Source organism: Streptomyces sp. NPDC029044, assembly GCF_040637495.1.
Taxonomy (GTDB): domain Bacteria; phylum Actinomycetota; class Actinomycetes; order Streptomycetales; family Streptomycetaceae; genus Streptomyces.
Window position 1 is genome coordinate 62,210 of the sequence record NZ_JBEZWN010000008.1, and the last position, 23,163, is coordinate 85,372.

21 protein-coding genes are annotated in these 23,163 nt (G+C 73.5%); 13 read left to right on the plus strand and 8 right to left on the minus strand.

The window, feature by feature from the left end; all coding sequences use genetic code 11:
* The first annotated feature begins 79 nt into the window (after window positions 1-79).
* Complete coding sequence (locus AB0E85_RS10075; RefSeq protein WP_361924523.1) at window positions 80-733, plus strand: DUF305 domain-containing protein; 654 nt, start codon at window positions 80-82, stop codon at window positions 731-733.
* A 30-nt stretch (window positions 734-763) separates the two neighbouring features.
* Here the strand turns inward: AB0E85_RS10075 and AB0E85_RS10080 are convergent, their stop codons facing one another.
* Window positions 764-1,222, minus strand: coding sequence for a DUF6214 family protein (locus tag AB0E85_RS10080; protein ID WP_361924525.1), 459 nt, complete (start codon window positions 1,220-1,222; stop codon window positions 764-766).
* A gap of 209 nt (window positions 1,223-1,431) precedes the next feature.
* Between AB0E85_RS10080 and AB0E85_RS10085 the strand changes: the two genes are divergently transcribed.
* Window positions 1,432-2,763, plus strand: coding sequence for an FAD-dependent oxidoreductase (locus tag AB0E85_RS10085; RefSeq protein ID WP_361924527.1), 1,332 nt, complete (start codon window positions 1,432-1,434; stop codon window positions 2,761-2,763).
* A 107-nt stretch (window positions 2,764-2,870) separates the two neighbouring features.
* Here AB0E85_RS10085 and AB0E85_RS10090 read toward each other — a convergent pair whose 3' ends face one another.
* The gene (locus tag AB0E85_RS10090) at window positions 2,871-4,337 is read right to left on the minus strand and encodes an MFS transporter (RefSeq protein WP_361924529.1); all 1,467 of its coding nucleotides are present in this window, start codon (window positions 4,335-4,337) and stop codon (window positions 2,871-2,873) included.
* Window positions 4,338-4,399: 62 nt separating this feature from the next.
* Here AB0E85_RS10090 and AB0E85_RS10095 point away from each other — a divergent pair, with 62 nt between their 5' ends.
* Window positions 4,400-5,389: a WYL domain-containing protein gene (locus tag AB0E85_RS10095; protein WP_361924531.1), complete on the plus strand. Its 990-nt coding sequence runs from the start codon at window positions 4,400-4,402 to the stop codon at window positions 5,387-5,389.
* A 45-nt stretch (window positions 5,390-5,434) separates the two neighbouring features.
* On the opposite strand, the gene AB0E85_RS10100 is transcribed toward AB0E85_RS10095, so the two are convergent.
* Window positions 5,435-5,785 carry a helix-turn-helix domain-containing protein gene (locus AB0E85_RS10100; protein WP_361924533.1) on the minus strand — a complete coding sequence of 117 codons (351 nt, stop codon included), beginning with the start codon at window positions 5,783-5,785 and terminating at the stop codon, window positions 5,435-5,437.
* 118 nt (window positions 5,786-5,903) lie between these two features.
* Between AB0E85_RS10100 and AB0E85_RS10105 the strand changes: the two genes are divergently transcribed.
* Window positions 5,904-6,983: an NADH:flavin oxidoreductase/NADH oxidase gene (locus AB0E85_RS10105; protein WP_361924535.1), complete on the plus strand. Its 1,080-nt coding sequence runs from the start codon at window positions 5,904-5,906 to the stop codon at window positions 6,981-6,983.
* Between the two features lie 21 nt (window positions 6,984-7,004).
* On the opposite strand, the gene AB0E85_RS10110 is transcribed toward AB0E85_RS10105, so the two are convergent.
* On the minus strand, window positions 7,005-8,345 hold the full coding sequence (locus tag AB0E85_RS10110) for a PHB depolymerase family esterase (RefSeq protein WP_361924537.1): 1,341 nt from the start codon (window positions 8,343-8,345) through the stop codon (window positions 7,005-7,007).
* Window positions 8,346-8,698: 353 nt separating this feature from the next.
* Between AB0E85_RS10110 and AB0E85_RS10115 the strand changes: the two genes are divergently transcribed.
* Complete coding sequence (locus AB0E85_RS10115; protein ID WP_361924539.1) at window positions 8,699-9,487, plus strand: pectate lyase; 789 nt, start codon at window positions 8,699-8,701, stop codon at window positions 9,485-9,487.
* A gap of 75 nt (window positions 9,488-9,562) precedes the next feature.
* Here AB0E85_RS10115 and AB0E85_RS10120 read toward each other — a convergent pair whose 3' ends face one another.
* Window positions 9,563-10,321: a PaaX family transcriptional regulator C-terminal domain-containing protein gene (locus tag AB0E85_RS10120; protein ID WP_361924541.1), complete on the minus strand. Its 759-nt coding sequence runs from the start codon at window positions 10,319-10,321 to the stop codon at window positions 9,563-9,565.
* 72 nt (window positions 10,322-10,393) lie between these two features.
* Here AB0E85_RS10120 and AB0E85_RS10125 point away from each other — a divergent pair, with 72 nt between their 5' ends.
* A complete protein-coding gene (locus tag AB0E85_RS10125) occupies window positions 10,394-12,079 on the plus strand; it encodes a DNA alkylation response protein (protein WP_361924543.1) in 1,686 nt (561 codons plus the stop codon).
* Window positions 12,080-12,215: 136 nt separating this feature from the next.
* Window positions 12,216-14,231, plus strand: a complete 2,016-nt coding sequence (locus tag AB0E85_RS10130) for a HEAT repeat domain-containing protein (protein ID WP_361924718.1) — start codon at window positions 12,216-12,218, stop codon at window positions 14,229-14,231.
* Between the two features lie 9 nt (window positions 14,232-14,240).
* Here AB0E85_RS10130 and AB0E85_RS10135 read toward each other — a convergent pair whose 3' ends face one another.
* Window positions 14,241-14,825: a hypothetical protein gene (locus tag AB0E85_RS10135; RefSeq protein ID WP_361924545.1), complete on the minus strand. Its 585-nt coding sequence runs from the start codon at window positions 14,823-14,825 to the stop codon at window positions 14,241-14,243.
* A 212-nt stretch (window positions 14,826-15,037) separates the two neighbouring features.
* Between AB0E85_RS10135 and AB0E85_RS10140 the strand changes: the two genes are divergently transcribed.
* The 4 genes from AB0E85_RS10140 to AB0E85_RS10155 all read left to right on the plus strand — a co-directional run bounded on the left by AB0E85_RS10140 (window position 15,038) and on the right by AB0E85_RS10155 (window position 18,978).
* Window positions 15,038-16,195 carry an exo-alpha-sialidase gene (locus tag AB0E85_RS10140; RefSeq protein WP_361924547.1) on the plus strand — a complete coding sequence of 386 codons (1,158 nt, stop codon included), beginning with the start codon at window positions 15,038-15,040 and terminating at the stop codon, window positions 16,193-16,195.
* 88 nt (window positions 16,196-16,283) lie between these two features.
* Window positions 16,284-16,961, plus strand: coding sequence for a uracil-DNA glycosylase (locus AB0E85_RS10145; protein ID WP_361924549.1), 678 nt, complete (start codon window positions 16,284-16,286; stop codon window positions 16,959-16,961).
* Window positions 16,958-17,944, plus strand: a complete 987-nt coding sequence (locus AB0E85_RS10150; RefSeq protein ID WP_361924551.1) for a BadF/BadG/BcrA/BcrD ATPase family protein — start codon at window positions 16,958-16,960, stop codon at window positions 17,942-17,944. The genes AB0E85_RS10145 and AB0E85_RS10150 overlap by 4 nt, the downstream gene beginning before the upstream one ends.
* A gap of 110 nt (window positions 17,945-18,054) precedes the next feature.
* Window positions 18,055-18,978: a hypothetical protein gene (locus tag AB0E85_RS10155; RefSeq protein WP_033307137.1), complete on the plus strand. Its 924-nt coding sequence runs from the start codon at window positions 18,055-18,057 to the stop codon at window positions 18,976-18,978.
* An 88-nt stretch (window positions 18,979-19,066) separates the two neighbouring features.
* Here AB0E85_RS10155 and AB0E85_RS10160 read toward each other — a convergent pair whose 3' ends face one another.
* Window positions 19,067-20,092, minus strand: a complete 1,026-nt coding sequence (locus AB0E85_RS10160; protein WP_361924553.1) for a lactonase family protein — start codon at window positions 20,090-20,092, stop codon at window positions 19,067-19,069.
* Between the two features lie 197 nt (window positions 20,093-20,289).
* A complete protein-coding gene (locus tag AB0E85_RS10165) occupies window positions 20,290-21,780 on the minus strand; it encodes an FUSC family protein (RefSeq protein ID WP_361924555.1) in 1,491 nt (496 codons plus the stop codon).
* 198 nt (window positions 21,781-21,978) lie between these two features.
* On the opposite strand from AB0E85_RS10165, the gene AB0E85_RS10170 reads away from it, so the two are divergent.
* On the plus strand, window positions 21,979-22,455 hold the full coding sequence (locus AB0E85_RS10170; protein ID WP_361924557.1) for an Lrp/AsnC family transcriptional regulator: 477 nt from the start codon (window positions 21,979-21,981) through the stop codon (window positions 22,453-22,455).
* Window positions 22,456-22,474: 19 nt separating this feature from the next.
* Window positions 22,475-23,161 carry an HAD family phosphatase gene (locus AB0E85_RS10175; RefSeq protein ID WP_361924559.1) on the plus strand — a complete coding sequence of 229 codons (687 nt, stop codon included), beginning with the start codon at window positions 22,475-22,477 and terminating at the stop codon, window positions 23,159-23,161.
* Window positions 23,162-23,163 lie beyond the last annotated feature (2 nt).

The window sequence follows — 23,163 nt, forward strand, 5'->3', positions numbered from 1 at the left end:
TCAATGACCCGCGGAAGCGTGCCAGTACGTCGTCCGCAACCCGAGGTGCGTCCCAACCCACCTGCCACAGGAGGTCGTTGTGCTCTTCCGCCGTGCGTCCCGGGCGTCCGCCGTCGCGATGGGGGTGGCCGCCCTGACCGTGCTCGCGGTCGGAGGCTGTGACTCCGGTCCGGACCGCGAGCCGGCCGCCGCGGACGGGCCCGCCGTGATCGCGCCGGGCGAGCCCGGGGAGGCGAACCGCACCCTGTCCGCCGAGGAGGCCGCCGACGCGCGCTCGGAGAACGACTCCCCCAACTCGGCCGACGTCTCCTACGTCCGCATGATGATCGAGCACCACGACCAGGCCCTCGTGATGACCGAACTCGCCCCGCAGCGTTCCGGTTCGAAGGACGTGAAGCGGATCGCCGACCGCATCGCAGCCGGGCAGAAGCCCGAGATCGAGGCCATGAAGGGCTGGCTGAAGTCGTACGGCAAGCCGCTGAAGGCGGAGCGGCACGAGCACGCCGCGATGCCCGGCATGGCGACACCGGCCCAGCTGAAGAAGCTCCGGACGGCTGACGGGAAGGCCTTCGACCGACTCTTCCTCGCCCTGATGACGACCCATCACCAGGGCGCGATCACCATGGCCACGGACGTGAAGGGGCAGGGCAACAACATCCGTGTCGAGGAGATGGCCGACGAGGTGATCGCGCAGCAGACGAGCGAGATCACCCGGATGCGGAACATGCTCTGAGCACGCCCCGGGGCGGGGCCCCTGCCGCGGTCAGCGCCGGGGGCGGCGCGGTGGCAGCAGGCCCGCGTCCCGGGCCTGGCCGATCAGCCTGAGGGAGGTACGGCGGCTGTACCCGGTCGCACCCATCACGGCGAGCACCGGGTCGGCGCCGTCCCGCTGGGCCGCGCGGTACTCCCGCGCCACCTGCCGCCGCCCCTCCGCCCCCTGCGGCCAGGCCGGCCGGGCACGGCGCCGCTGCGTCCCGCGGCCGTCCGGCCCGGGTCCGGCACCGCACGCCTGCGCCACCGCCTCCTCGATCCAGTCAGCGAGCACGGCCAGGTCGTCGAGCGACAGCGCGGGCTGAGCGCGCACCTCCTCGACGCAGACGCATCCGCCGCCCACGACGGCCAGCGCGTCGACCCGGGCGCCGTCGGCGAAAGCCAGCCGGAACTCGAACCACCGCGTGGCGCCCTCGCTCTCCCGCACTTCCCATGCGGGGCGCACGGACACCGCACCGTCCGCCGGAGAGCGATCAGAAAGATTCAGAAAGGATGCTTCCAGCACACACGGAACGTAACCTCATGATCACATTCCCTACAGATCGGACACGCGCCGCGGGTGGAGCACAGCACCCTGTCAGCGGAGCCCGGCCGGTGCGATGCTGGAGGCGTCAGCGCTCTCCTGAGATCCGTCGGATCCCCCGGGTAAGGAGTTCCGCCGTGCTGCGAGTCGCCGTCGTAGGCTCCGGGCCGAGCGGGTGCTACACCGCCCAGAGTCTCGTCCAGCTGGACTCCGAGGTGCGCGTCGACGTCCTGGACCGGCTGCCGTGCCCGTACGGCCTCGTCCGCTACGGCGTGGCACCCGACCACGAGAAGATCAAGTCGCTGCAGAACACCTTGCGGGCGGTCCTGGAGCACGACCGGGTCCGGTTCCTCGGCGGCGTGCAGATCGGCCCCGGTGGGGTGCGGGTCGACAGACTGCGGGAGCTCTACCACGCGGTGGTGTACTGCCTGGGCGCCGCCACCGACCGGCGGCTGGGCATCCCCGGGGAGGACCTGCCGGGCAGCTGGTCGGCGACCCAGTTCGTGTCCTGGTACAGCGCCCACCCGGACGCCGTGGACGCCGGTTTCCTGCGGGACGCCCGGTCGGCCGTGGTCATCGGCGTGGGGAACGTCGCCGTGGACGTCACGCGGATGCTGGCCCGGGGGCTGGCCGAGCTCACCCCGACCGACATGCCGCAGGCGGCCCTGACCACCCTGGCTCAGAGCCGCGTGACCGAGATCCACATGGTGGGCCGGCGCGGCCCGTCCCAGGCCCGGTTCACCACCAAGGAGCTGCGCGAACTGGGCACCCTGCCGGAGACCGACGTGGTCGTGGACCCGGCGGAGCTGGCCCTGGACCCGGGTTACCGGGAACCCGCCGCGCTGCCCGCCCCGCAGCGCCGCAACGTGGAGGTCCTGCGCGGCTGGGCCGAGACGCCCCCGACGGGCGCCCCGCGCCGCATCCGCCTCCGGTTCTTCCTCCGCCCGGCCGAACTGCTCGCCGAGCAGGGCCGCGTGGGCGCGGCACGGTTCGAGCGGACGGCCCCGGACGGCCGCGGCGGTGTGACGGGCACGGGCCGCCACGAGGTCGTCGAGGGACAGCTGGTCCTGCGCTCGGTGGGCTACCGGGGGGTCCCTCTGGAGGGACTTCCGTTCGATCCGGCCACCGGCACCGTCCCGAACCGGTCCGGCCGCGTCCTGTGCGGGGGTGTCGTGACTCCGGGCGAGTACGTGGCGGGCTGGATCAAGCGGGGCCCGACGGGTGTCATCGGCACGAACCGCCCCTGTGCGAAGGAGACGGCCACGGCCCTCCTGGAGGACGCGCCGGCCCTCGCCGCGAAGCCGGTCCCCGGTGACCCCCTCGCGGCCCTGCGCGCGGCGGGGACCGATCCCGTGGAATGGACGGGTTGGCAGTCGATCGAACGGGCGGAGGCGGAACTGGGAGCCTCACTGGGCAGGGGCGTGGTGAAGCTCCCCGACTGGCAGTCCCTCCGGGAAGCCGCCCGCTGACGGGCGGCAGCGGGAGTGGGTCCATCCGGGGGCCATGGCCTGTCGGTCCGGGCACCACGCAACGGGATCACGTCAGGAGTCCGACTCCTCGTCCTGGCGGACGGAGGTCACCGCTGGTGGGTGGCGGCGCTTCCGGGCAGGGCGAGCATCGCGAGGGCGGCCAGGACGCAGGTGGCGACCTGCCATGGCATCACCTGAGCGAGGGCGTGGCCGAACAGCTGCGCCGGTGCGCCGGACTCCGCCCCGGCGGCCGGGCCGAGGGCATTGAAGAAGACGGTGCCGAGGACGGCGACACCGGCGGCGCCGCCGATCTGGTTCACCGTCGACAGGACCCCGCCGGCGGCACCGGCGTGGCGGCCCGGCACTCCGGCGAGGACGACGTTGACCAGGATCGGTGCCCCGAGCCCCAGGCCGAGGCCCCCGAGGAACATGGCACCGGCCAGGGGCCAGTAGCCCGGGGCCGTGGCGCCGTCGCGGACCAGCCACCACAGCAGCCCCTGGGAAGCGGCCAGGGTCAGGGAACCCGCGACGACGAGGGCGCGGCCGGCCTGTGCGGCGAGGGCGACCCCGGCGCCGGAGGTGATCAACGACCCGATCGCATACGGCAGGATCACGAGGCCGGTGTCCCACGCGGAGCGGCCGGTGCCGGCCTGAAGGTAGACCGACAGGACCAGGAAGAACGAGGCCAGGCCGCCGAAGAACAGCACCGACGCCCCCAGGCCCGCGGTGAAAGGCCGGATCGACAGCAAGACCGGCTCCAGCACGGGCCGACCGCCCCGACGGGCCAGGGCACGCTCATAGGCCAGGAACACGGCCAGGAGCAGCAGCCCGGTCACCAGCAGGGCCCATCCGAACAACGGCCACCCCCAGTCCCGGCCCTGCACCAGCGGCAGGAGCACCAGGAGCACTGCGGCCGCGACCAGGACGGCCCCGGCCACGTCCGGACGGACGCGCACCGGCGCGAGGGACTCGGGAAGCACCCGGGCCCCCAGCGCGAGGGCCAGGACTGCGACGGGGAGGTTGATCCAGAAGATCGTGCGCCACCCCAGACCCCACAGGTCCGCTTCGATGAGCGCTCCGCCCAGCAGCGGCCCGGCGACCGACGCCAGTCCCTGGACGGCCCCGTACGCACCGAAGGCCTTGGCCATCGCGGCCGGCTCGAACGACGACCGGATGATGCCGAAGACCTGCGGCACCATGAATCCACCGGCCAGGCCCTGCACCGCCCGGACGGCGATCAGGACCCCGGCCGAGGGGGCCAGCGCGCACGCGGCGGACGCGACCGCGAAGCAGGCCAGGGAGACGAGGAAGACCTTGCGCCGGCCGTGGTCGTCGCCGACTCGCCCGCCCGTGATCAGGCCGGACCCGAGCGCGAGGGTGTAGGCCGCGAGCATCCACTGCAACTGCGACGGGGACGCGTGCAGATCGGCGGCGATGTCCGGGGCGGCGACGGTGACGATCGTGACGTCGAGCAGGTCCATGAACGAGGCGGACAGCATGACGAGCAGCGCGAGGGATGCCCGGCGGCCGGCCACCGGTACGTCCTGCGCGCAGATGCGGGAGGAGTGAGACATGCCCGCACCGTGGCACCGGTAGCGGCCACCGAATGACCGCTACCGGTGCGAGACTGCCTTCCGTGGCTGACACGTCCGCGCGGATCCTGCGCCTGCTGTCCCTGCTCGAGGCGCGCATCGAATGGTCCGGATCCGAACTCGCCGATCGACTCGACGTCTCGCCACGGACCCTGCGCCGGGACATCGACACCCTGCGCGAGCTCGGGTACCGCGTCGACGCGGTCAAGGGCCCCGGCGGGGGTTACCGGCTCGGGGCCGGCGGGAAGTTGCCGCCGTTGGTCCTCGACGACGACCAGGCCGTCGCCATCGCCCTCGCGCTGCGGACCGCACCTGCGGTCGTCACGGGCATCGACGACGCTCTCAGCCGTGCGCTGACCACCCTGCGCCAGGTCATGCCCGCGCGCCTGCGGGCCGCCAGCGAGGCCTTCGAGGTCACGAGCCTGCGCAACTACTGGGAGTTCTCGGCTCCACCGCTCGACGTGGCGACCCTGCAAACCCTCGGATCGGCCATCCGCACCCGCCACGTCCTGCGATTCGACTACACCACGCCCGACGGCCGCATCCCCGCGCCCGGCGAGCCCGGATTCCAGCCTCCCCGAGAGGTCGAGCCGCACGACCTCGTCGTCTGGGCCGGGCGCTGGTACCTCATCGCCCGCGACCACGTGCGCCACACGTGGCACACCTACCGGGTCGACCGCATCCGCCCGCGGACCCCCGCCGGAGCCGGCTTCACACCCCAGCCACTGACGCGGGACGACCTCACCCGCCTCGTCGTCCGCAATCCCGACCGAGGCGACACCCCCGGCCAGTGGCAGTGCGTCGGCAGCGCCACCCTCGCCCTGCCTGCCGATGTCGTCGCTCGCTGGGCGCCGGGAGGGTCCGCCGTGGAAGCCATCGACTCCGGTAGGTGCCGGCTGACCATCGGCGGCTGGTCCTGGGCCGGCATCGCGGGTCTGCTCATCACCTTCGACACCACACTCGACGACATCGGCCCACCCGAACTGGCCGACGCCTTCCGCACCATCCGGCACCGGCTGGCGGGTGTCGGATAGCGACGGCTCGATCGACGCCACGGTCAGGACGGCCGGAGGGCCGCGTCAGCCACCCGGGCGGACGGCCTGCCGGGCTGCCGCAGCGAGCAAGGCACCCATGAGCCCCGGGAACAGCTCGTCGAGTTCGTCCCGCCGCAGCCCGTTCATCTTGGCCGTGCCCCGGTACACCTGCCGGATCACCCCGCTCTCCCGCAGCACCCGGAAATGGTGGGTGGTGGTCGACTTGGTGACGGGCAGCTCGAAGTCCGAGCAGGACAACTCACCCCGCGCACCGGCCAGTTCCCGCACGATCCGCAACCGCATCGGATCCGAGAGCGCGTGCAGCACCCCCTCCAGCCGGATCTCGTCACGCGCGGGGTGCGGCAGGTCACGACTGCTGACGGCGGGCGACGACACGGCTGCTCCACTTCCTCGGGAACCCTCATAGTACGAGAACCTTCGTAGTTTGACATCCGCCGTACTACGATGCCTATCGTACGAGCCGACATCGGCCCCGTGACGAATGGAGTCCGCCGTGACCGCGCTCTTCGAGCCCTTCACCCTGCGCGAGCTGACGATCCCGAACCGCGTGTGGATGCCCCCGATGTGCCAGTACTCGGCGGCGCCGGAGGGCCCGGAGACCGGGGTCCCCACCGACTGGCACTTCGCGCACTACGCAGCCCGCGCCACCGGCGGCACGGGCCTGATCGTCGTCGAGGCGACCGCGGTGTCCCCGCAGGGCCGCATCTCCCCCTACGACCTCGGCATCTGGAACGACACGCAGGTCGAGGCGTTCCGCCGCATCACCCGCTTCCTCGCCGCGCAGGGCACGGTGCCGGCGATCCAGCTCGCCCACGCGGGCCGCAAGGCGTCCACGGACCGCCCCTGGAAGGGCGGCGCCCCGGTCGGGCCGGAGGAGCACGGCTGGGAGCCGGTCGCCCCGAGCCCACTCGCCTTCGACGACCGGCACCCGGTCCCGGCAGAGCTGACCACCGGCCAGATCAGGGACGTGGTGGAGCAGTTCGCAGCGGCGGCCCGCCGCGCGCTCGCCGCCGGTTTCGAGATCGCCGAGATCCACGGCGCCCACGGCTACCTGATCAACGAGTTCCTCTCCCCGCACTCCAACCACCGCACCGACGCCTACGGCGGCTCGTACGAGAACCGCACCCGCTTCGCCCTCGAAGTCGTCGACGCCGTGCGGGAGGTCTGGCCTGACGACAAGCCGCTGTTCTTCCGCGTCTCGGCGACCGAATGGCTCGACGACGGCGGCTGGACCGCGGACGACACGGTCCGCTTCGCCGCCGGCCTGCGCGCCCACGGCGTCGACCTGCTGGACGTCTCCACCGGCGGCAACGCCTCCGGCGTCCGCATCCCCACGGCCCCCGGCTACCAGGTGCCCTTCGCCGCCCGGGTACGGAACGAGACGTCCCTGCCCGTCGCCGCCGTCGGACTCATCACCGACGTCGAGCAGGCCGAGAAGATCCTGGCCAACGGCGAGGCGGACGCGGTCCTGCTGGGCCGGGAGCTGCTGCGCAACCCCTCGTGGGCCCGCCACGCGGCACGGGAACTCGGCGGTGAGGTGCGGGTGCCGGACCAGTACCACCGGTCGGTCTGATCCGGCATCCCGTGCGGAACGTCAAGCGGCCGCGCACGCTGTGCCGTTGAGCGTGAACGCGGCCGGGGCGGCGCTGTTGCCGCCGTGACTCGCCTGGTAGCCGATGCTCACGCTCGCGCCCGGCGCGATGGTGCCGTTGTACGCGACGTCGGTGGCGGTGACCGCCCCGGACGACGGCGCGTACGTGGCACCCCAGCCACCCGTGACCGTCTGGCCGGCCGGCAGCGTGAAGCCGAGTTTCCAGCCGTCGACGGTCGTCGCACCGGTGTTGGTGAGGGTCACGGTGGCCGTCAGACCGGTGTTCCAGGCGTTCACCGACACCTTCACGCGGCACGCGCCGGGCTGGGGCTGGGGAGCCGGGCCCGAGCCGTCCAGACCGAAGAAGGTGAGCACCCGGGACGCCATGCCCTGGGCGTAGAGGTTGTGGCCGACGCCCTGGAGGCTGACGGCCTCGACGGGGGCCCGGTCACCCGTCCCGCCGTAGCGGGTGCGGCTCCAGCCGGACTGGGGCGTGTCGGTGGTGGTGGGCGTCTCGCTCACGCCCCGCACGTTCGTCCACTGTTTGATCTGCTCCCCGAAGTTGGGGTAGCGCAGGACGTCGTCCTGGGTCCCGTGCCAGATCTGCATCCGGGGCCGCGGGCCGGTGTAGCCGGGATACGCGCCCCGGACCAGGTCGCCCCACTCCTTCGGAGTGCGGGTGATCGTGCCGCCCGAGCAGGCGCTGTTCCACTCGGAGCCGTCGGCGGTGGCGAAACAGCCGAACGGGACGCCCGAGAAGGCGGCGCCCGCAGCGAACACGTCCGGGTAGTCCCCGAGCAGGACGTTCGTCATCATCGCGCCGGAGGAGATGCCGGTGGCGAACACCCGGCCGGTGTCGGCGTCGTAGGTGCGGGTGACCCAGTCGATCATCGACTTGATGCCGACGGGGTCGCTGCCGCCGCCGCGGCGCAGGGCCTGGGGCGAGGAGACGTCGAAGCACTTGCTGCTGCGGGTGACGGACGGGTAGAGCACGATGAATCCGTACCGGTCGGCGAGCGTGTCGTACTCGGTCCCGTTGTACATGTCCGGGCCCGAGCCGGTGCACCAGTGCACGGCGACCACGACGGCCGGCTTCGGCGTGACGCTCTCCGGTACGTACAGGTACATCCGCAGGTTGCTGGGGTTGGTTCCGAAGTCCGTGACTTCGGTGAGGGCCGCGGCGGGCACGGCCCCGGCACGGACGGAGTCACGGGCCGGCTCTCCGGCGACGGCCGCCGGCGCGGTGAGCGCGGTGGCCGTGAGCAGCGGGAGCAGCGCGGCGACGAGCCCGAGGAGGGCCGGCCACGGGCGTCTCCTCGTGGTGGGTCGAACGGTGGCGGGCACGTCCGGGTTCCTTCGGTTCATCGACTCGCCCTCTCGTGAAGGGAAGCGGTCCGTTCGGCATGGTGGCATGGACATGGCCGTCATGGAAGCGCTCCCACAGCGTCGGCGGCCTGACCTGGAGCGGCCGAAAGTGTTCTGCGCGAGGCGTTGACTAGAAAGCGCTTGCCCCCTACGTTCCGTTCAGCAGTGTGACCCGTTGGTGCAAGCAGGGCACGTACAGCGAGCGCAAGTAGCAAGATTCTGAACCTTGTTCATGTACATGAATCGCCAGGCTCCACGATGACACCCCCACGGGATGCCGGGGCGCCGGAGGCCCCACTCCCGTTCGCCCCCACGACAGAAGGAATCGGGACATGACTTCTGCGACACGCCCTCGCGCCCGAAGGCGCGCACTGACCGGCGCACTGACCACGTTCGGTCTGTCGGTTGGCATGATCATGACTACCCAGGCGCCCACCGCGAGCGCCGCGACCTGGCCCACCCCCAACGGCAGCCAGGGCACCTCCTCCACCATCTCGGTGTCCGGCACCAAGGACTACGGGATGAAGCGGTACTACGGCACGGGGGAACTGGCCGGTGACGGCCAGGAGGAGGGTCAGGACCCGATCTTCAAACTCGCGAACGGCGCGGTGCTGAAGAACGTCATCCTGGGCGGCCCCGCGGCCGACGGCATCCACTGCGAGGGCAGCTGCACGCTGCAGAACGTCTGGTGGGAGGACGTCGGCGAGGACGCCGCCACCTTCCGCGGCGGCAACGGCGCCACCTACCAGGTGATCGGCGGCGGCGCGAAGAAGGCGGCCGACAAGGTCTTCCAGCACAACGGCGGCGGCACGCTGACCATCTCCAACTTCGCGGTGCAGGAGTTCAAGACGCTCTACCGCTCCTGCGGTGACTGCTCCACGCAGTACACGCGCAAGGTCAACCTCAACACCGTCGACGTGACCGGCACCGGCTCCACCGCACGGCTCGTCGGCATCAACGTCAACCGCAACGACGTGGCGACCCTGCGGAACATCACGATCCGCAACGACTCCGGCCGCAAGGTCGTGCCCTGCCAGAAGTACAACAACAACACCGCCGTCGGCTCGGGTCCCGACAGCAAGAACTGCCTCTACTCCACTTCGGACATCACCTACAGGTGAGTCCCCAGCGGTTCCCCCCACGGTGAAGGCGGCCGTGCGGAGCGTCCCGGCGGGCGCTGCGCACGGCCGTCCCTGTCAGGTGCCGCGCACGCGCGCGCGGGCCTCTCCGATCAGGTCGCGCCGGTAGCCGGTGTAGGCGGCGCGCAGTTCGGCGCCGGGCCAGCCGGCGGGCAGGAGCCCGGGCGGCAGGACCGGGTCGGCGAGCAGGTGCCGGACGACGGCGGCGAAGGCGGTCAGACGGCCGGCCGGGCGGGCCTCGCCCGCGATGTGCGCGAGCAGGACCCGCGCCGTGGCCGACCAGTCCTCCAGTGGCCACAGCGTTTCGGCCAGTTCGGCCGAGGGCCGGACGGGGCGGGCCGTGTAGTGCTGCACCACCTGGTCCAGGTCGCCCGGGAGGCCACGGGCCAGGTTGGCGGGTCGCAGCCAGACGCCCTCGCGGAGTTCGGCGAGCCGGAGGGCGGTCAGCCTCGTGCGCAGGTCGGCACGTTCGGCGGGCCCGCGCCCCGTCGCGGTGATCACGACCATCTCCCAGTCGCCGTCCCACGCGCGCGTGCGCGGGCGCACGGCGTCGTCCTGGCGGCGCTGACGGTCCAGCAGCCGGTCGCTGAGACGGTAGCCGCCGTCCGTACGCCGCAGGTCTCCGGCGGTCACCATCCGGCTGAGCGCCGCCCTCAGGGTCGAGCCGCCGACGTCGAACCCCTCCACAAGCCGCACCAGGTCCCTCACCGGCAGTTCGGGGGGATGGGCCCCGAGCAGTAGGCTCAGCACGACCGAGCGCGCGGACAGCGGACGCAGATCGAGCGCGCCGGACCGCGCCGGGACGTTCATCGGCATGGTCACGTACTGTACGCGGCGCCTGATGTTGCACTATTGCTGCGACCGCAGACAGAGTGCAACACTCGCGGCATGGTCTCGACACCGGACGAACTTCAGGCCTACGGCGGATCCGCCACGCACGAGGTCACCAACCAGCCCCCGCCCCTCACCCCGTACGACGCCTCCGACGACACCGCCCTGCTGGAGGGCCTGCGACGGGAGGGCGCCGGATGGGCCGAGGGGGACCTGCGGCGCCTCGGGCGGCAGGCCGGCAGCGCCCAGGTGCGGGAGTGGGCCGACCTGGCCAACCGGCACGAGCCGGAGCTGCGCACCCACGACCGGTACGGCAACCGCGTCGACGAGGTCGACTTCCACCCCAGCTGGCACCACCTGATGCGCACGGCGATCGCCGAGGGTCTCGCCGCCTCGCCCTGGGCGGACGACAGGCCCGGCGCCCATGTCGCGAGGACCGCCGGCGGACTGGTCTGGGGGCACACCGAGGCGGGGCACGGCTGCCCCACGTCGATGACCTATGCCGCCGTGCCCGCGCTGCGCACCCAGCCGGAGCTGGCGAAGCTGTACGAGCCGCTGCTGACGAGCCGGGAGTACGACCCCGCCCTGAGGGAGCCCACCGAGAAGCGGGGGCTGCTGGCGGGCATGGGGATGACCGAGAAGCAGGGCGGCTCCGACGTCCGGACGAACACCACGAGGGCCACGCCCACAGCCGAGCCCGGGGTGTACACCCTGCGCGGGCACAAGTGGTTCACCTCGGCACCGATGTGCGACGTGTTCCTGGTCCTGGCGCAGGCCCCGGGCGGGCTGTCGTGCTTCCTGGTGCCGCGCGTGCTGCCCGACGGCACGCGCAACACCTTCCGCATCCAGCGGCTGAAGGACAAGCTGGGCAACCGGTCCAACGCCTCCTCCGAGCCCGAGTTCGACGGGACCGTGGCCTGGCTGGTCGGCCCCGAGGGGCAGGGCGTGAAGACCATCATCGAGATGGTCAACTGCACACGGCTGGACTGCGTGATGATGTCGGCCGCGCTGATGCGCACGTCCCTCGTCGAGGCGGGGCACCATGCGCGCCACCGCAGCGCGTTCGGCGCACGGCTGGTGGACCAGCCGCTGATGCGCAACGTCCTCGCCGATCTGGCGCTGGAGTCCGAGGCCGCCACGACGCTCACCCTGCGCCTTGCCGGGGCGGCCGACCGGGCGATCCGCGGGGACGAGGGCGAGGCCGCGTTCCGCCGGATCGCCACCGCCGTCGGCAAGTACTGGGTGACCAAGCGGGGCCCCGCGTTCACCGCGGAGGCCCTGGAATGCCTCGGCGGCAACGGCTACGTGGAGGACTCGGGCATGCCCCGGCACTACCGCGAGGCCCCGCTGCTGTCGATCTGGGAGGGATCGGGGAACGTCAACGCGCTCGACGTGCTGCGGGCGCTGAGCCGCGAACCGGGCACCGCCGAGGCCCTGTTCGGCGAGCTCGATCTCGCCCGCGGGGCGGACGCCCGGCTGGACGCGGCCGTGACACGGCTCAGGACGGGGCTGCGCGAGGCGTCGCAGACTACGGCCCGCCGTCTCGTGGAGCAGATGGCGTTGGCGCTCCAGGCCTCCCTCCTCGTCCGGCACGCCCCGCCGGCGGTGGCCGACGCGTTCTGCGCGACGCGGCTCGGGGGCGACTGGGGGCACGCGTTCGGGACGCTGCCCCCTGGGGCGGGCCTGGACACCATCGTGGAGCGGGCGCTGCCCGGCGAAGGCCCGGGCGGCGGGGCGGGCTGACGGGGCGGCGCGGGCCGACTCGAACTCCAGCCATCGTGCGCACAGTTCGCGCACAGTCACCTCCCGGTTCCGCTTCGTTGTCAGTGCCGTGGTGCAGACTCCCCGTCAGATGGCACATCGTCTGGGGGAGGACAAGGTGTTCAGGGGGATCGACGAGGTCGACTGGGCCTCGCTGCGCCATGCGTATGGCAGTGCGGAGGACGTTCCCGGATTACTGCGGGGACTGGCCTCCGCCGACCCGGCCGAGCGGCAGAGCGCACTCGACGGGATGTACGGCGCCGTGCACCACCGGGGCGAGGTGTACGACTCGACGCTCGCCTGCCTTCCGTTCCTCCTCGCGCTCGCCGTCCACGAGGAGGTCCGGGACCGGGCGGGGGTCGTGGAACTCCTCGTCAGCATCGGCGGCGAGGACGGCGCTCGCGGTGATCTCGCGGCGCGGGCCCGCGTGGCGCTGCGCGCGCGGGCCGGCGTCTTCGTCCGGCTCGCGGGGGACGCGGATGCGGGTGTGCGCAGGGTGGTTCCCGGGGCGCTGGTGCGGTTCCTCGACCCTCCGGCGCGGGTGCTCGCCCTGGTGCGGGAGCGGCTCACCGTGGAGCGGGACGACCGGGTCCTGCTCGCCGTGACGGAGAGCCTCGGCCTGTTCGCGCAGCGGTACCGCCCGGCCGGCGATGCCCACGCCGCCGAAGCGGTACGGCTGCTGACGGAGCTGACCAAACCCCCGTACGGTCCTGGGCTCCGGCTGGCGGCACTCGGCCAGCTCGCGGCGTGCGCCCCGGAACTGCTCCCCGCCGATCTCGTACCGGCCGTCGTCCGGCTGCTCAGGGACAGATCCGAACAGCGGACTCCCGCGGGCCCCGCGGACGACTGTCCCGGACCCGACACGCTCGCCGGCCGGTTGCTGCGGCTGCGCCCCTCGGACGAGGAGGGCTCCCGGCTGCTGCGGACCCTGCACTCCGCGCTCGGCGGCCGGGTGACCGACCGGGTCGCCCTGCTGTGCGGGCAGTTGACCAGTCCGGATCCCCTCGACCGCTGCAACGGCGTCTGGATGGCGGCCGGGCTGTTCCGCGAATGGCGTGACGGCCACGCGGAGCCGGTCACCCTCATCGGCACCCAACTGGGCGCGGACGAGGGCCGGTTGCACGATGCGGCGGTCGCCGTCCTGGTGGAGCTCGGCGAGCTGGCCGCGCCCGCCGCCGACCACCTGCACGCGCTGGTGACGTACCGTCCCGGTCTGCGCATACGGCACCGGGAGCGGAGTGCTCCCGCCCTGGGCGGTCCGCTCAAGGCCCTGGCCGGGACCGGGGACGCGCGGGCCACAGCGGTGCTGGCCGAGGTGCTGGCGGGCCCGGTCGCACCGGACGACCTTGGGCTGGTGGTACCCCGCCTGGGCGGCGCGGCCCTGCCGCTCGCTCCGGCGCTGCGGCGACGGCTCGCCCGCCTGCCGCTCGACGCGCCCGACCTCCACCAGCGGGCGGTTCCCCTGCTGTCGGCCCTCGCCGCACTGGGCGACGCCGAGTCCCTGCCCGCGGTCCTGCGTCTGCTGCGGGGCCTGCCGGACGGGCTGCGTCGGCGCGATGCCGTCATCGAAGCCGCGGCCCGTGCCCTCGGCGTGTTCGGCGGCGGCGCGCGCGAGGCGACACCGGATCTGCGGGGGCTGCTGGAGACCGACTCCGCCGTCGCGGCGGCGGACGCGCTCTGGTCGGTCACGGGCGACGCGGATGCCGTGCTGCCGGTGCTGCTGCGGGAGCTGACGGACCCCACGAGCGGCCGGCGGCGCCGTGCCGCGGCCGTACTGGGGCGGCTGGGCCGGGCGGCCCGTCCGGCCCTGCCCGGGCTGCGCGAGCTGGCCGGCTCCGGGGACGCGTGGGCGCGGGCCACGGCCGCGTGCGCGGTGTGGCGCACCGCCGGGGAACCGGAAGGATTCCTTCCCGTCCTTCGCTCCACGTGGGCGCAACACCCGCGCACCCGCAGGACGATCGCCGCGAGCGTCGCGGCACTGGGACCGGCGGGAACGCCCCTGCACGACGTGTTCCGGGCGGAGCTCGCCTCTCCCCGGCGGCATCGCCCCGACTCCGGCGGCCACGGCATACGCGAGGACCTGGAGTTGCTGCGGGAGTGCCGGGAGGCACTGGCCGGACGGGCGCACCGGTAGGGCCTCGCCTCATCCCGTCGTGCGTCCCCACAACGGGCCGAACCGGGACCACTCCGCGTCCCACTGGTCGATCCGGCGGCACTCCAGGCGGCCGCGCAGGGCACGACCGGCGATCAGGGGTACGGCCGCGCCGCACAGGCCTGCCACGCCGCCGATCAGAAGCGCCCGCACCCGGGCCTGGGACTCGGTGACGGGCCGGGTGACCTGGCGGCCCTCGGGGTCGGTCCACACGGTGACGGCCGCCCCGGCGGCACTGCCCGCAGGGACCCTCAGCTGGCCGGAGTGCTCGGACCCGTCCGCGGCCGTCCACCGTGCCGTCGCCCACACCGTCTCGGCGCGGGACACATGGCCGTTCTCGGAGGCGGCCCCCGGGGCGCGCTCGGCGAGCCGTGCCACCAGGGGGCGCCATTCGACGCGTTCCCGGGCCAGCCCGTCCTCCACGGAACGGCTCACCGTCGTCCAGGCCAGCACCCCGGCGAGCACGGTGAGCGTCCACACACCCAGGACGACCCAGGCCTCCACCCTGTCGGCGCGGCGCTTGAGCGGATTGCGCCGCCAGCGCCACAGCCACACCTTCTGACCACGTAACGCCATCGAAGGCCTCCTCCTCACGAGCCCACGACCATCTCGCCGCCCTCCCCATACGGACGGCGGCGCCTGGATGCTCACTGCACCTACCCGGAGTGACGGTCCCCACGGTCCCCGCACCTGCCGGCGCCCTGCGGGACGAGCCCGCGCCACTTCTGCCCCGTCGTCGCCGACACCCCGCTGACCTGCGGCGGAGCATGTCCCGGAGGTGACTGTCAGTGGTCGGGTGCAGACTGGCCGGTGTCCGGGACGAAGGCGTCGACGGAGACGCCGCGGAGGTGATCGGCATGACCGAGGTACTGCTCGCCGTGGGCACGCGCAAAGGCCTGTTCATCGGGCGCCGGCGAGGTGGTGGCGCCTGGCAGTTCGACGAGAGCCCCTACTTCAACGCGCAGGCCGTGTACTCGGTCGCCATCGACACCCGGGCCGGGACCCCGCGGCTGCTGGCCGGCGGCGACAGCTCGCACTGGGGCCCGTCCGTGTTCCACTCCGACGATCTGGGCCGCACCTGGACCGAACCGGCCAGTCCGGCGGTCAAGTTCCCGCAGGACACCGGAGCGTCCCTGGAGCGGGTGTGGCAGCTGCACCCGGCCGCCGCCGAGCCGGACGTGGTGTACGCGGGGACGGAACCGGCCGCGCTGTACCGCTCGGAGGACCGCGGGGAGACGTTCGAGCTGGTCCGGCCCCTGTGGGAGCACCCCACGCGGTCGAAGTGGGTGCCGGGCGGCGGGGGTGAGGGTCTGCACACCGTGCTCACCGACGCGCGCGACCCGCGGGCGGTGACGGTCGCCGTCTCGACCGCCGGTGTGTTCCGCACGCTGGACGGCGGTGCGAGCTGGGCCCCCTCCAACTCGGGTGTCTCCGCGGTGTTCCTGCCCGACCCGAACCCGGAGTTCGGCCAGTGCGTGCACAAGGTCGCGCGGGACGCCGCCACCCCGGACCGGCTGTACCTGCAGAACCACTGGGGGGTGTACCGCAGCGACGACGCGGGCGCGCACTGGACGGACATCGGCGAGGGCCTCCCGTCCACCTTCGGCTTCGCGGCGGTGGCGCATCCGCACCGGGGTGACACGGCGTACGTGTTCCCGATCAGCGCCGACGCAGACCGGGTCCCGGCCGACCACCGGTGCCGGGTCTACCGGACGGCGGACGCGGGCAAGAGCTGGGAGCCGCTCTCGGCGGGCCTGCCCCAGGAGGACCACTACGGCACGGTGCTGCGCGACGCGATGTGCACGGACGACGCCGACCCGGCGGGTGTCTACTTCGGCAACCGCAACGGCGAGGTGTTCGCGTCGGCGGACGACGGCGACAGCTGGCAGCAGCTCGCCTCGCACCTGCCGGACGTGCTGTGCGTGCGGGCCGCGCTCGTCGGCTGAGGCGCGGACACGGCAGGGGGGCGAAGGTGCGCACAGGCGTTGGCCACCGGTTGATCGCCGCTGCCCGTACGGCAGTAGGGTGACGGCCGTGGCACCACGACCCTTGCATGAAATCGTCGAAGCGGGCTGGGCGAAGGCCCTGGAACCGGTGGCCGAACGCGTCGCCGCGATGGGGGACTTCCTCCGCGCGGAGATCGCCGCGGGACGCACCTACCTCCCGGCCGGGCCGAACGTCCTGCGTGCCTTCCAGCAGCCCTTCGACGACGTGCGGGTCCTGATCGTCGGTCAGGACCCGTACCCCACCCCGGGGCACGCCGTGGGGCTGTCCTTCTCGGTCGCACCCGAGGTGCGGCCGCTGCCCGGCAGCCTCATCAACATCTACCGCGAGCTGGCCGCGGACCTGGGCCTCCCCCAGCCGTCCAACGGTGACCTCACGCCGTGGACGCAGCAGGGCGTGCTGCTGCTCAACAGGGCCCTGACCACCGCCCCGCGCAAGCCCGCCGCCCACCGCGGCAAGGGCTGGGAGGAGGTCACGGAGCAGGCCATCCGGGCCCTGGCGGCGCGCGGCAAGCCGCTGGTGTCCATCCTCTGGGGCCGTGACGCCCGCAATCTGCGTCCGCTCCTCGGCGACCTGCCCTCCGTCGAGTCCGCCCACCCCTCCCCCATGTCGGCCGACCGGGGCTTCTTCGGCTCCCGGCCGTTCAGCCGGGCCAACGACCTGCTGATCCGCCAGGGCGGCCAACCGGTGGACTGGCGCCTGCCGTGACCGGGGCGTCGGAGGAGTCCGGGTTCCTCGCGGTGGACTCCGGTGGCTCCGGACTCCGGGCGGTGGTGGGGACCGCCGAGCGCGGACCGCTGGCCCGGCGGACGTCGGCTGAGCCGGTCCGCACCGGTGACCGGGGCATCGACCCCGGGCACTTCATGGCCCAGCTCGTCCCGCTGGTGCGTGCGTTGACCGCCGAGGCGGGAGCGGTGCGGTTGACCGCCGTCGCCGTCGGCGCGGCCGGGCTGGCCTCCCTGGGTGCGGGGCTGCGCGCCGAACTGCCCGGCGCCCTGGCCCGGGAGTGGGGCGTGCACAGGGTCGCCCTGGCCGCCGACGCCGTGACGGCCTACGTGGGGGCGCTCGGGCCGCGGCCGGGTGCCGTGATCGCCGGCGGCACCGGACTGATCGCCGTGGGCACCGATCTGACCGGCTGGCGGCGTGCGGACGGCTGGGGGCATCTGCTCGGCGACTGCGGGAGCGGCGCCTGGATCGGGCGGGCCGGTCTGGAGGCCGCGCTGCGCGCCCACGACGGGCGCGAGGGCGGCTCGGCCCGGCTGCTGGCCTGCGCCGAGGAGGTGTTCGGTCCCGTCGCCGGACTGCCCGGTGCGCTGTATCCCCGCCCCGACCGGCCCGCCGTGCTCGCCTCCTTCGCACCGCGCGTGGCCGTCTGCGCCGGCGATGACCCCGTCGCCGCGGGCATCCTGCGGGAAGCCGCCCGGCACCTGGCCGACTCCGGCGCGGCCGTGTGCCCCTCGGGCGGTGAGCCGCGTGTCGCCTTCACCGGCGGCCTGTTCAAGCTGGGCGACCCGCTGCTCGGGCCGCTGGACGAGGAACTGACGCGGCGGCTCCCGCAGGTCCGGCGGGTGCCGGCCGAGGGCGATCCGCTGCACGGCTCGGTGCGCATCGCGACGGAACTGAGCACGGGTTCGCTCACACTGCCGGGTGACGGGACGATGTTGTCCGTGACCACCCGGTCGGGTGATTGATCCGATCACATCCCATCGGTACGTAACACATCAGACAAAACAGGATGGATACCGCTCACCTGCACCCTCCCCGAACAGGGGAACCCCAGAAGCCAGTAACATGCGGCGCCATGAGTTCCCCCACTGGGCCCGCGGATGGCCTGCCCGTACGAATGCCGCGCCCCCGCCAGCCCGGACGGCACCGTCGTCCCGAGCCGCTGGTTGCTCCCGAGGGCGCGCCGGCGCTCGTCCTCGCCGTGCCGGGGACGCCCAGTAGCGCCACGCGCAGCCTCGCCGAGGAGGTCGTGAGCATCGCCCGCTCCGAGCTGCCCGGCCTCGACGCCCGTATCGGATACCTCGACGGGGACAACGCGGAGTTCCCCACGCTGCAGGCCGTGCTCGTGCACGCCGCCGAGGAGCGCACGGCCCGTTTCGAGCAGGCCCGAGCCGCCGGCATGGACGTCAAGATGCCCGACGGCCCCGTCGCCGTCGTCGTGCCGCTGCTGGCCGGCCCGGACAGCGCGCTGCTGCGCCAGGTCCGCCAGGCCCTCATGGAGAGCCGGGTCGCCGCCGAGCTGACCGACGTCCTCGGCCCGCACCCGCTGCTCGCCGAGGCGCTGCACGTGCGGCTGTCCGAGGCGGGCCTGGCCCGTGCGGACCGTGCCCGGCTGTTCACCGTGGCGACCGCCGCGGACGGCATCGTCCTGGCGTCCGTGGGCGGTGACGAGGCCGTGCAGGCGGCCGGCATCACGGGCATGCTGCTCGCCGCCCGCCTCGCCGTGCCGGTGATGGCCGCGGCCCTGGACCAGGAGGGCTCCATCGCGTCCGTCGCCGAGCAGCTGCGCTCCTCCGGCTCGCAGCAGCTGGCGCTCGCGCCGTACCTGATCGGCCCGGAGATCGAGCAGGGCCTGATCGAGGAGGCCGCGAAGGAGGCGGGCTGCTCCGCCGCCGAGTCGCTCGGCGCGTACCCGGCGATCGGCAAGCTCGCCCTGGCCAAGTACACGACGGCGCTGGGCATCGCCCCGCAGCAGGCGCAGAGCACGCCGGTGCGCTGACGCGGGGGCACCGCGCGAGACACCGAGAAGGCCCGCGCCGGTTCGGAGCGGGCCTTCGGCGTCGGGGCGGGTGTGCGGTATCTCTTGCTCAGGCGAGGGCCACGCAGGACGCCGCTGGCACCCTGATCGAGCCGCCCCGTCGCGGGACGCCCGTGAGCGGGTCGGCCGCGAACCACGTCACGTCGCCGGAGCGTTCGTTGGCGACGTACAGGAAGCCGTCGGAGGCGGCCAGGGCGCGGGGCCAGTGGCCGCCGCAGTGCACTGTGGTGACGAGCCGCAGCTCCTCGCCCTGGACGGCGAGCACGGACAGGACGTCCTCGCCGCGGGTGGCGGTCCACACGAAGCGTCCGTCGGGCGAGGCGACGATGCCCGAGGGGTAGGCGTCGCGCTCCGGTGCGCCGGGCAGGACCGGGGTCTCGGACAGGGGCGTCAGGACGCCTTCGGCCGTGTCCCAGCGGCACACGGTGACGGAGGGGCTCAGTTCGTTGACGACGTAGGCGTGCCTGCCGTCCGGGTGGAAGGCCAGGTGGCGCGGCCCCGAGCCGGGGCGCAGAGCGGTCTCCCGGTACACGGTCAGGGCGCCGTCCACCAGCGTGCACACCCGCACCGAGTCGGTGCCGAGGTCCACGCTGACGGCCCAGCGGCCGCTCGGGTCGGGCTGCACCTGGTGGGCGTGCGGCCCCTGCTGGCGGGGCGTGTGCGGTCCGGCGCCGGTGTGGCGGAGCACGCCGGAAGCGGAACGCGCGAGGGTGCCGTCGGGGCGGACGGGGACCGCGGTGACACTGCCGGAGCCGTAGTTGGCGGTCAGGACGTGGCCCGCGAAGAGGCTGAGGTGGGTCGGTCCGCTGCCGCCGACCGGCACGGGCCGCCCGGTCGGCTCGGGCTTGTCCCCGGACACCCGGTACGCGGCCACCGTGCCCTCGGCCGTCTCGCTGACCGCGTACAGCGTCTCCCCGTCCGGGGCGAGGGCCAGGTAGGAGGGGTCCTGGACGGCTTGCACGCTGCTCAGCACGGTCAGTGCGCCGCTGCCGGGGTCGACCTCCGCCGTCACGATCCCGGGGCCGCCGGCCGCCGTGAACGACCCGATGAACGCCCGTCGCCTGCCGTCCGCCACCGCTGTCCCCTCTCACCCGCGCCGCCCGGAAGGACCACGCAGCCGATCATGCAAGGTCTAGACCAGGTGGTCAAGGGGTGGTTCGCCCGGTCGGACCCGGGCCGCCGGGGGGAGGCGCGGCCCGGTCAGCCCCGGCCCGGCTCCCCTTCCCGGGCGCGTCGGAGTCCGCACGACCCCATGTCCGGCTGAAGCCCTGGTCAGGCCCCCACCAGCGGCGAGCCCGAGGGCGTGCGCAGGGGACGGGCCAGTTCGGTCAGCGCTCGTTCCAGGCCGTGCAGGTGGACCAGGGCGGGTTCCGCGTGGGGCAGTCCCTCCGGGTGGGTCGCGATGTCCCTGCCCTCGGTGAGGGCTTCGACGGCTGCCTCCACCCGTCGGCAGGCCGTGGCCAGGCGGGTGTCGTGGGAGGCCACCGGATCGGCGGCGACGGCGACCAGGCCGCGGATCTCACGGGCACAGTCGTCGAGGAGGTCCAGGACGTGCCGGGCCCGGCGCCTGCGGCCGCGCATCGGGTTCAGCGGGTGCACGAGCGGGGCGACCGAGAGCCGTACCCGGGCGAGGAGCTGCTCCAGCTCCGCCACCCGCGGGGCGGGGTCGGCGTCGGGCGCACCCGCGAGCCGCCGGGCGGTCTCGACGGCGCAGGCGTGCACACAGCGCAGGGCCCGCCGGATCCAGGCGTCGGTGACGCTGTGGGTGGTGACGGGCAGGACGAGGATCACGGCGACGGCGGCACCGAGCGCCCCGACCCCGGTCTCGGCGAGCCGCAGGGCGAGCAGGTCCGGGCCGAGCACACCCAGGAGGCCGTAGAGCAGTCCGGCGAGGAGGGTGACCCAGAGCATCATCCACGTGTAGGACACGGCGGCCGTGTAGAAGATGCCGAAGACGCAGACGGCGGCGAGAGCGGCCGTGACGGCGGGATCACCGTGCACGGGCATGGCCACGAGCAGGCCGAGGCCGATGCCGATGACCGTGCCGAGCAGCCGTCGGAAGCCGCGGACCAGGGTCTCGCCGCGCGAGGTGGTGTTGACGAAGATCCACCAAGTGGCGCCGACGGCCCAGTACCAGCGCTGCCCGGACACCAGCTGGCCCACGACGAGGGCGAAGCCGGCTCCGGCGGTCGCCTGGATCGCCTGGCGGGTGGTGACCCGGGCCAGACCGGTGCCGCCCGGCGGGGCGGGCACGGCGGGCGGGGGCATGCGGCGCTCGTAGCACCACAGGCCGAAGCGCACCGCGGCGGCGGCGAGGACGGACAGCAGGACCGCGGCGTACAGCTGGAGCAGCTGGTCGGTGGTGGCGTGCAGGAACTGCGCCACGAAGAAGGTCATGAACGCGAACACGCCGAGGCTGTGCCCGCGCGGACCCCAGCGCCGCGCGTACACGCCCGCGCCGACCACGGCGAGGAAGGTGAGGTCCCGCGCCACCGGGTGGTCGTGCAGCTCGGCCGCGGCGGTGAGGACGGGCAGTCCGACGACGGGCAGCAGCGCGGTCGTGACGGCCTGGCCGCGGACCGTCGCGTCGGTGACGGTGAACAGGGCGAGCAGGGCGGCGAGACCGCCGGTGACGGCTCCCGCGAGGGAGTGCCCGGCGAGGCCGCACAGGGCGACGGCGAGCGCGATGCCGAGCACGGCCCGCGCGGCGAACCGCAACCGCGTACGCCCCGGATCCGGAGCCATGAACACCCGCTTCAGCACCGCTTACCGCCCCTTTCGCACCACTGGCCATGAGCACGCATGAAAAAGGCGCCGCGGGGTCCGCAGCGCCATCGACGCATCCATATCAGCATCCCTGGGGCCACTGGCTCAACCGGCTCCTTCTAGACTGGTCCATTGGTACAGACGGAGCGGCCGCGAGGCGGCCGCGGCAGAGCCAACGGACGAGGAACACGCGCCATGCCCGTGGACGAGCTCGACACCCGCATCCTGCGACTGCTGCTGGAGCAGCCGCGCACGAGCGTGCGCGAGTACGCCCGGATCCTCGGCGTCGCCCGGGGCACGCTCCAGGCCCGGCTGGACCGGTTGGAGCGGGACGGCGTGATCACCGGCACGGCACCGGCCCTCTCCCCCGCCGCGCTCGGGCATCCGGTGCTGGCGTTCGTGCACATCGAGGTCACCCAGGGCCATCTCGACGAGGTGGGCGACGCGCTCGCGGCCGTGCCGGAGATCGTCGAGGCGTTCTCGATCACGGGCGGCGGGGATCTGCTGGCCCGGGTGGTGGCACGGGACAACGCGCACCTGGAGGACGTCGTCCAGAAGCTGATCAGCATGCCCGGGGTCGTGCGCACCCGTACCGAGGTCGCCCTGCGCAAGCGCGTGTCCCACCGGATGCTGCCGCTGGTGGAGTCGATCGGACGGTCGGCTCGCGGATGATCTTTGAGAGCATGGCCCCATGAGCAAGCTCCGCGGAATATCGGTCATCTTCGATCTCGACGGAACCCTTGTGGACAGCGAGCCGAACTACTACGAGGCGGGCCGCCAGACGCTCGCCGCCTACGGTGTCGCGGACTTCACCTGGGCGGACCACGAGCGGTACGTCGGCATCAGCACGCAGGAGACGGTCGCGGACTGGAAGGACCGCTACGACCTGCCCGCCTCGGTGGACGAACTGCTCGTCGCCAAGAACCGCCGCTATCTGGAACTGGCCCGCAGCGCCACCCGCGCGTACCCCGAGATGCGCACGTTCGTCGAACTGCTGGCGGCCGAGGGCGTCCCCATGGCCGTGGCCTCGGGCTCGTCCCCGGAGGCCATCGCCGCGGTACTGACCGGAACCGGACTGGACGCACATCTGCACACCGTGGTCTCCGCCGACGAGGTCGCGCACGGGAAGCCGGCTCCCGACGTCTTCCTGGAGGCGGCCCGCAGGCTCGGCGCGGCCCCCTCCGACTGTGTCGTCCTGGAGGACGCCGCTCCGGGTGCCGCCGCCGCGCACGCGGCCGGCATGCGGTGCATCGCGATCCCGTACGTCCCGGCCCAGGTGGACGCCCCGGAGTTCGCGACCGCCGGCCTGCTGCTGCGGGGCGGCCAGGAGGAGTTCACGGGGCAGGCGGCGTTCGACTGGCTGTGCCGGACCGAGTAGCT

Coding starts and splice junctions, on each gene's coding strand:
- AB0E85_RS10115 (WP_361924539.1), top strand. CDS start 8,699: ATGACTTCTGCGACACGCCCTCGCGCCCGAAGGCGCGCACTGACCGGC.
- AB0E85_RS10155 (WP_033307137.1), top strand. CDS start 18,055: ATGAGTTCCCCCACTGGGCCCGCGGATGGCCTGCCCGTACGAATGCCG.
- AB0E85_RS10120 (WP_361924541.1), bottom strand. CDS start 10,321: ATGCCGATGAACGTCCCGGCGCGGTCCGGCGCGCTCGATCTGCGTCCG.
- AB0E85_RS10135 (WP_361924545.1), bottom strand. CDS start 14,825: ATGGCGTTACGTGGTCAGAAGGTGTGGCTGTGGCGCTGGCGGCGCAAT.
- AB0E85_RS10090 (WP_361924529.1), bottom strand. CDS start 4,337: ATGTCTCACTCCTCCCGCATCTGCGCGCAGGACGTACCGGTGGCCGGC.
- AB0E85_RS10125 (WP_361924543.1), top strand. CDS start 10,394: ATGGTCTCGACACCGGACGAACTTCAGGCCTACGGCGGATCCGCCACG.
- AB0E85_RS10170 (WP_361924557.1), top strand. CDS start 21,979: ATGCCCGTGGACGAGCTCGACACCCGCATCCTGCGACTGCTGCTGGAG.
- AB0E85_RS10175 (WP_361924559.1), top strand. CDS start 22,475: ATGAGCAAGCTCCGCGGAATATCGGTCATCTTCGATCTCGACGGAACC.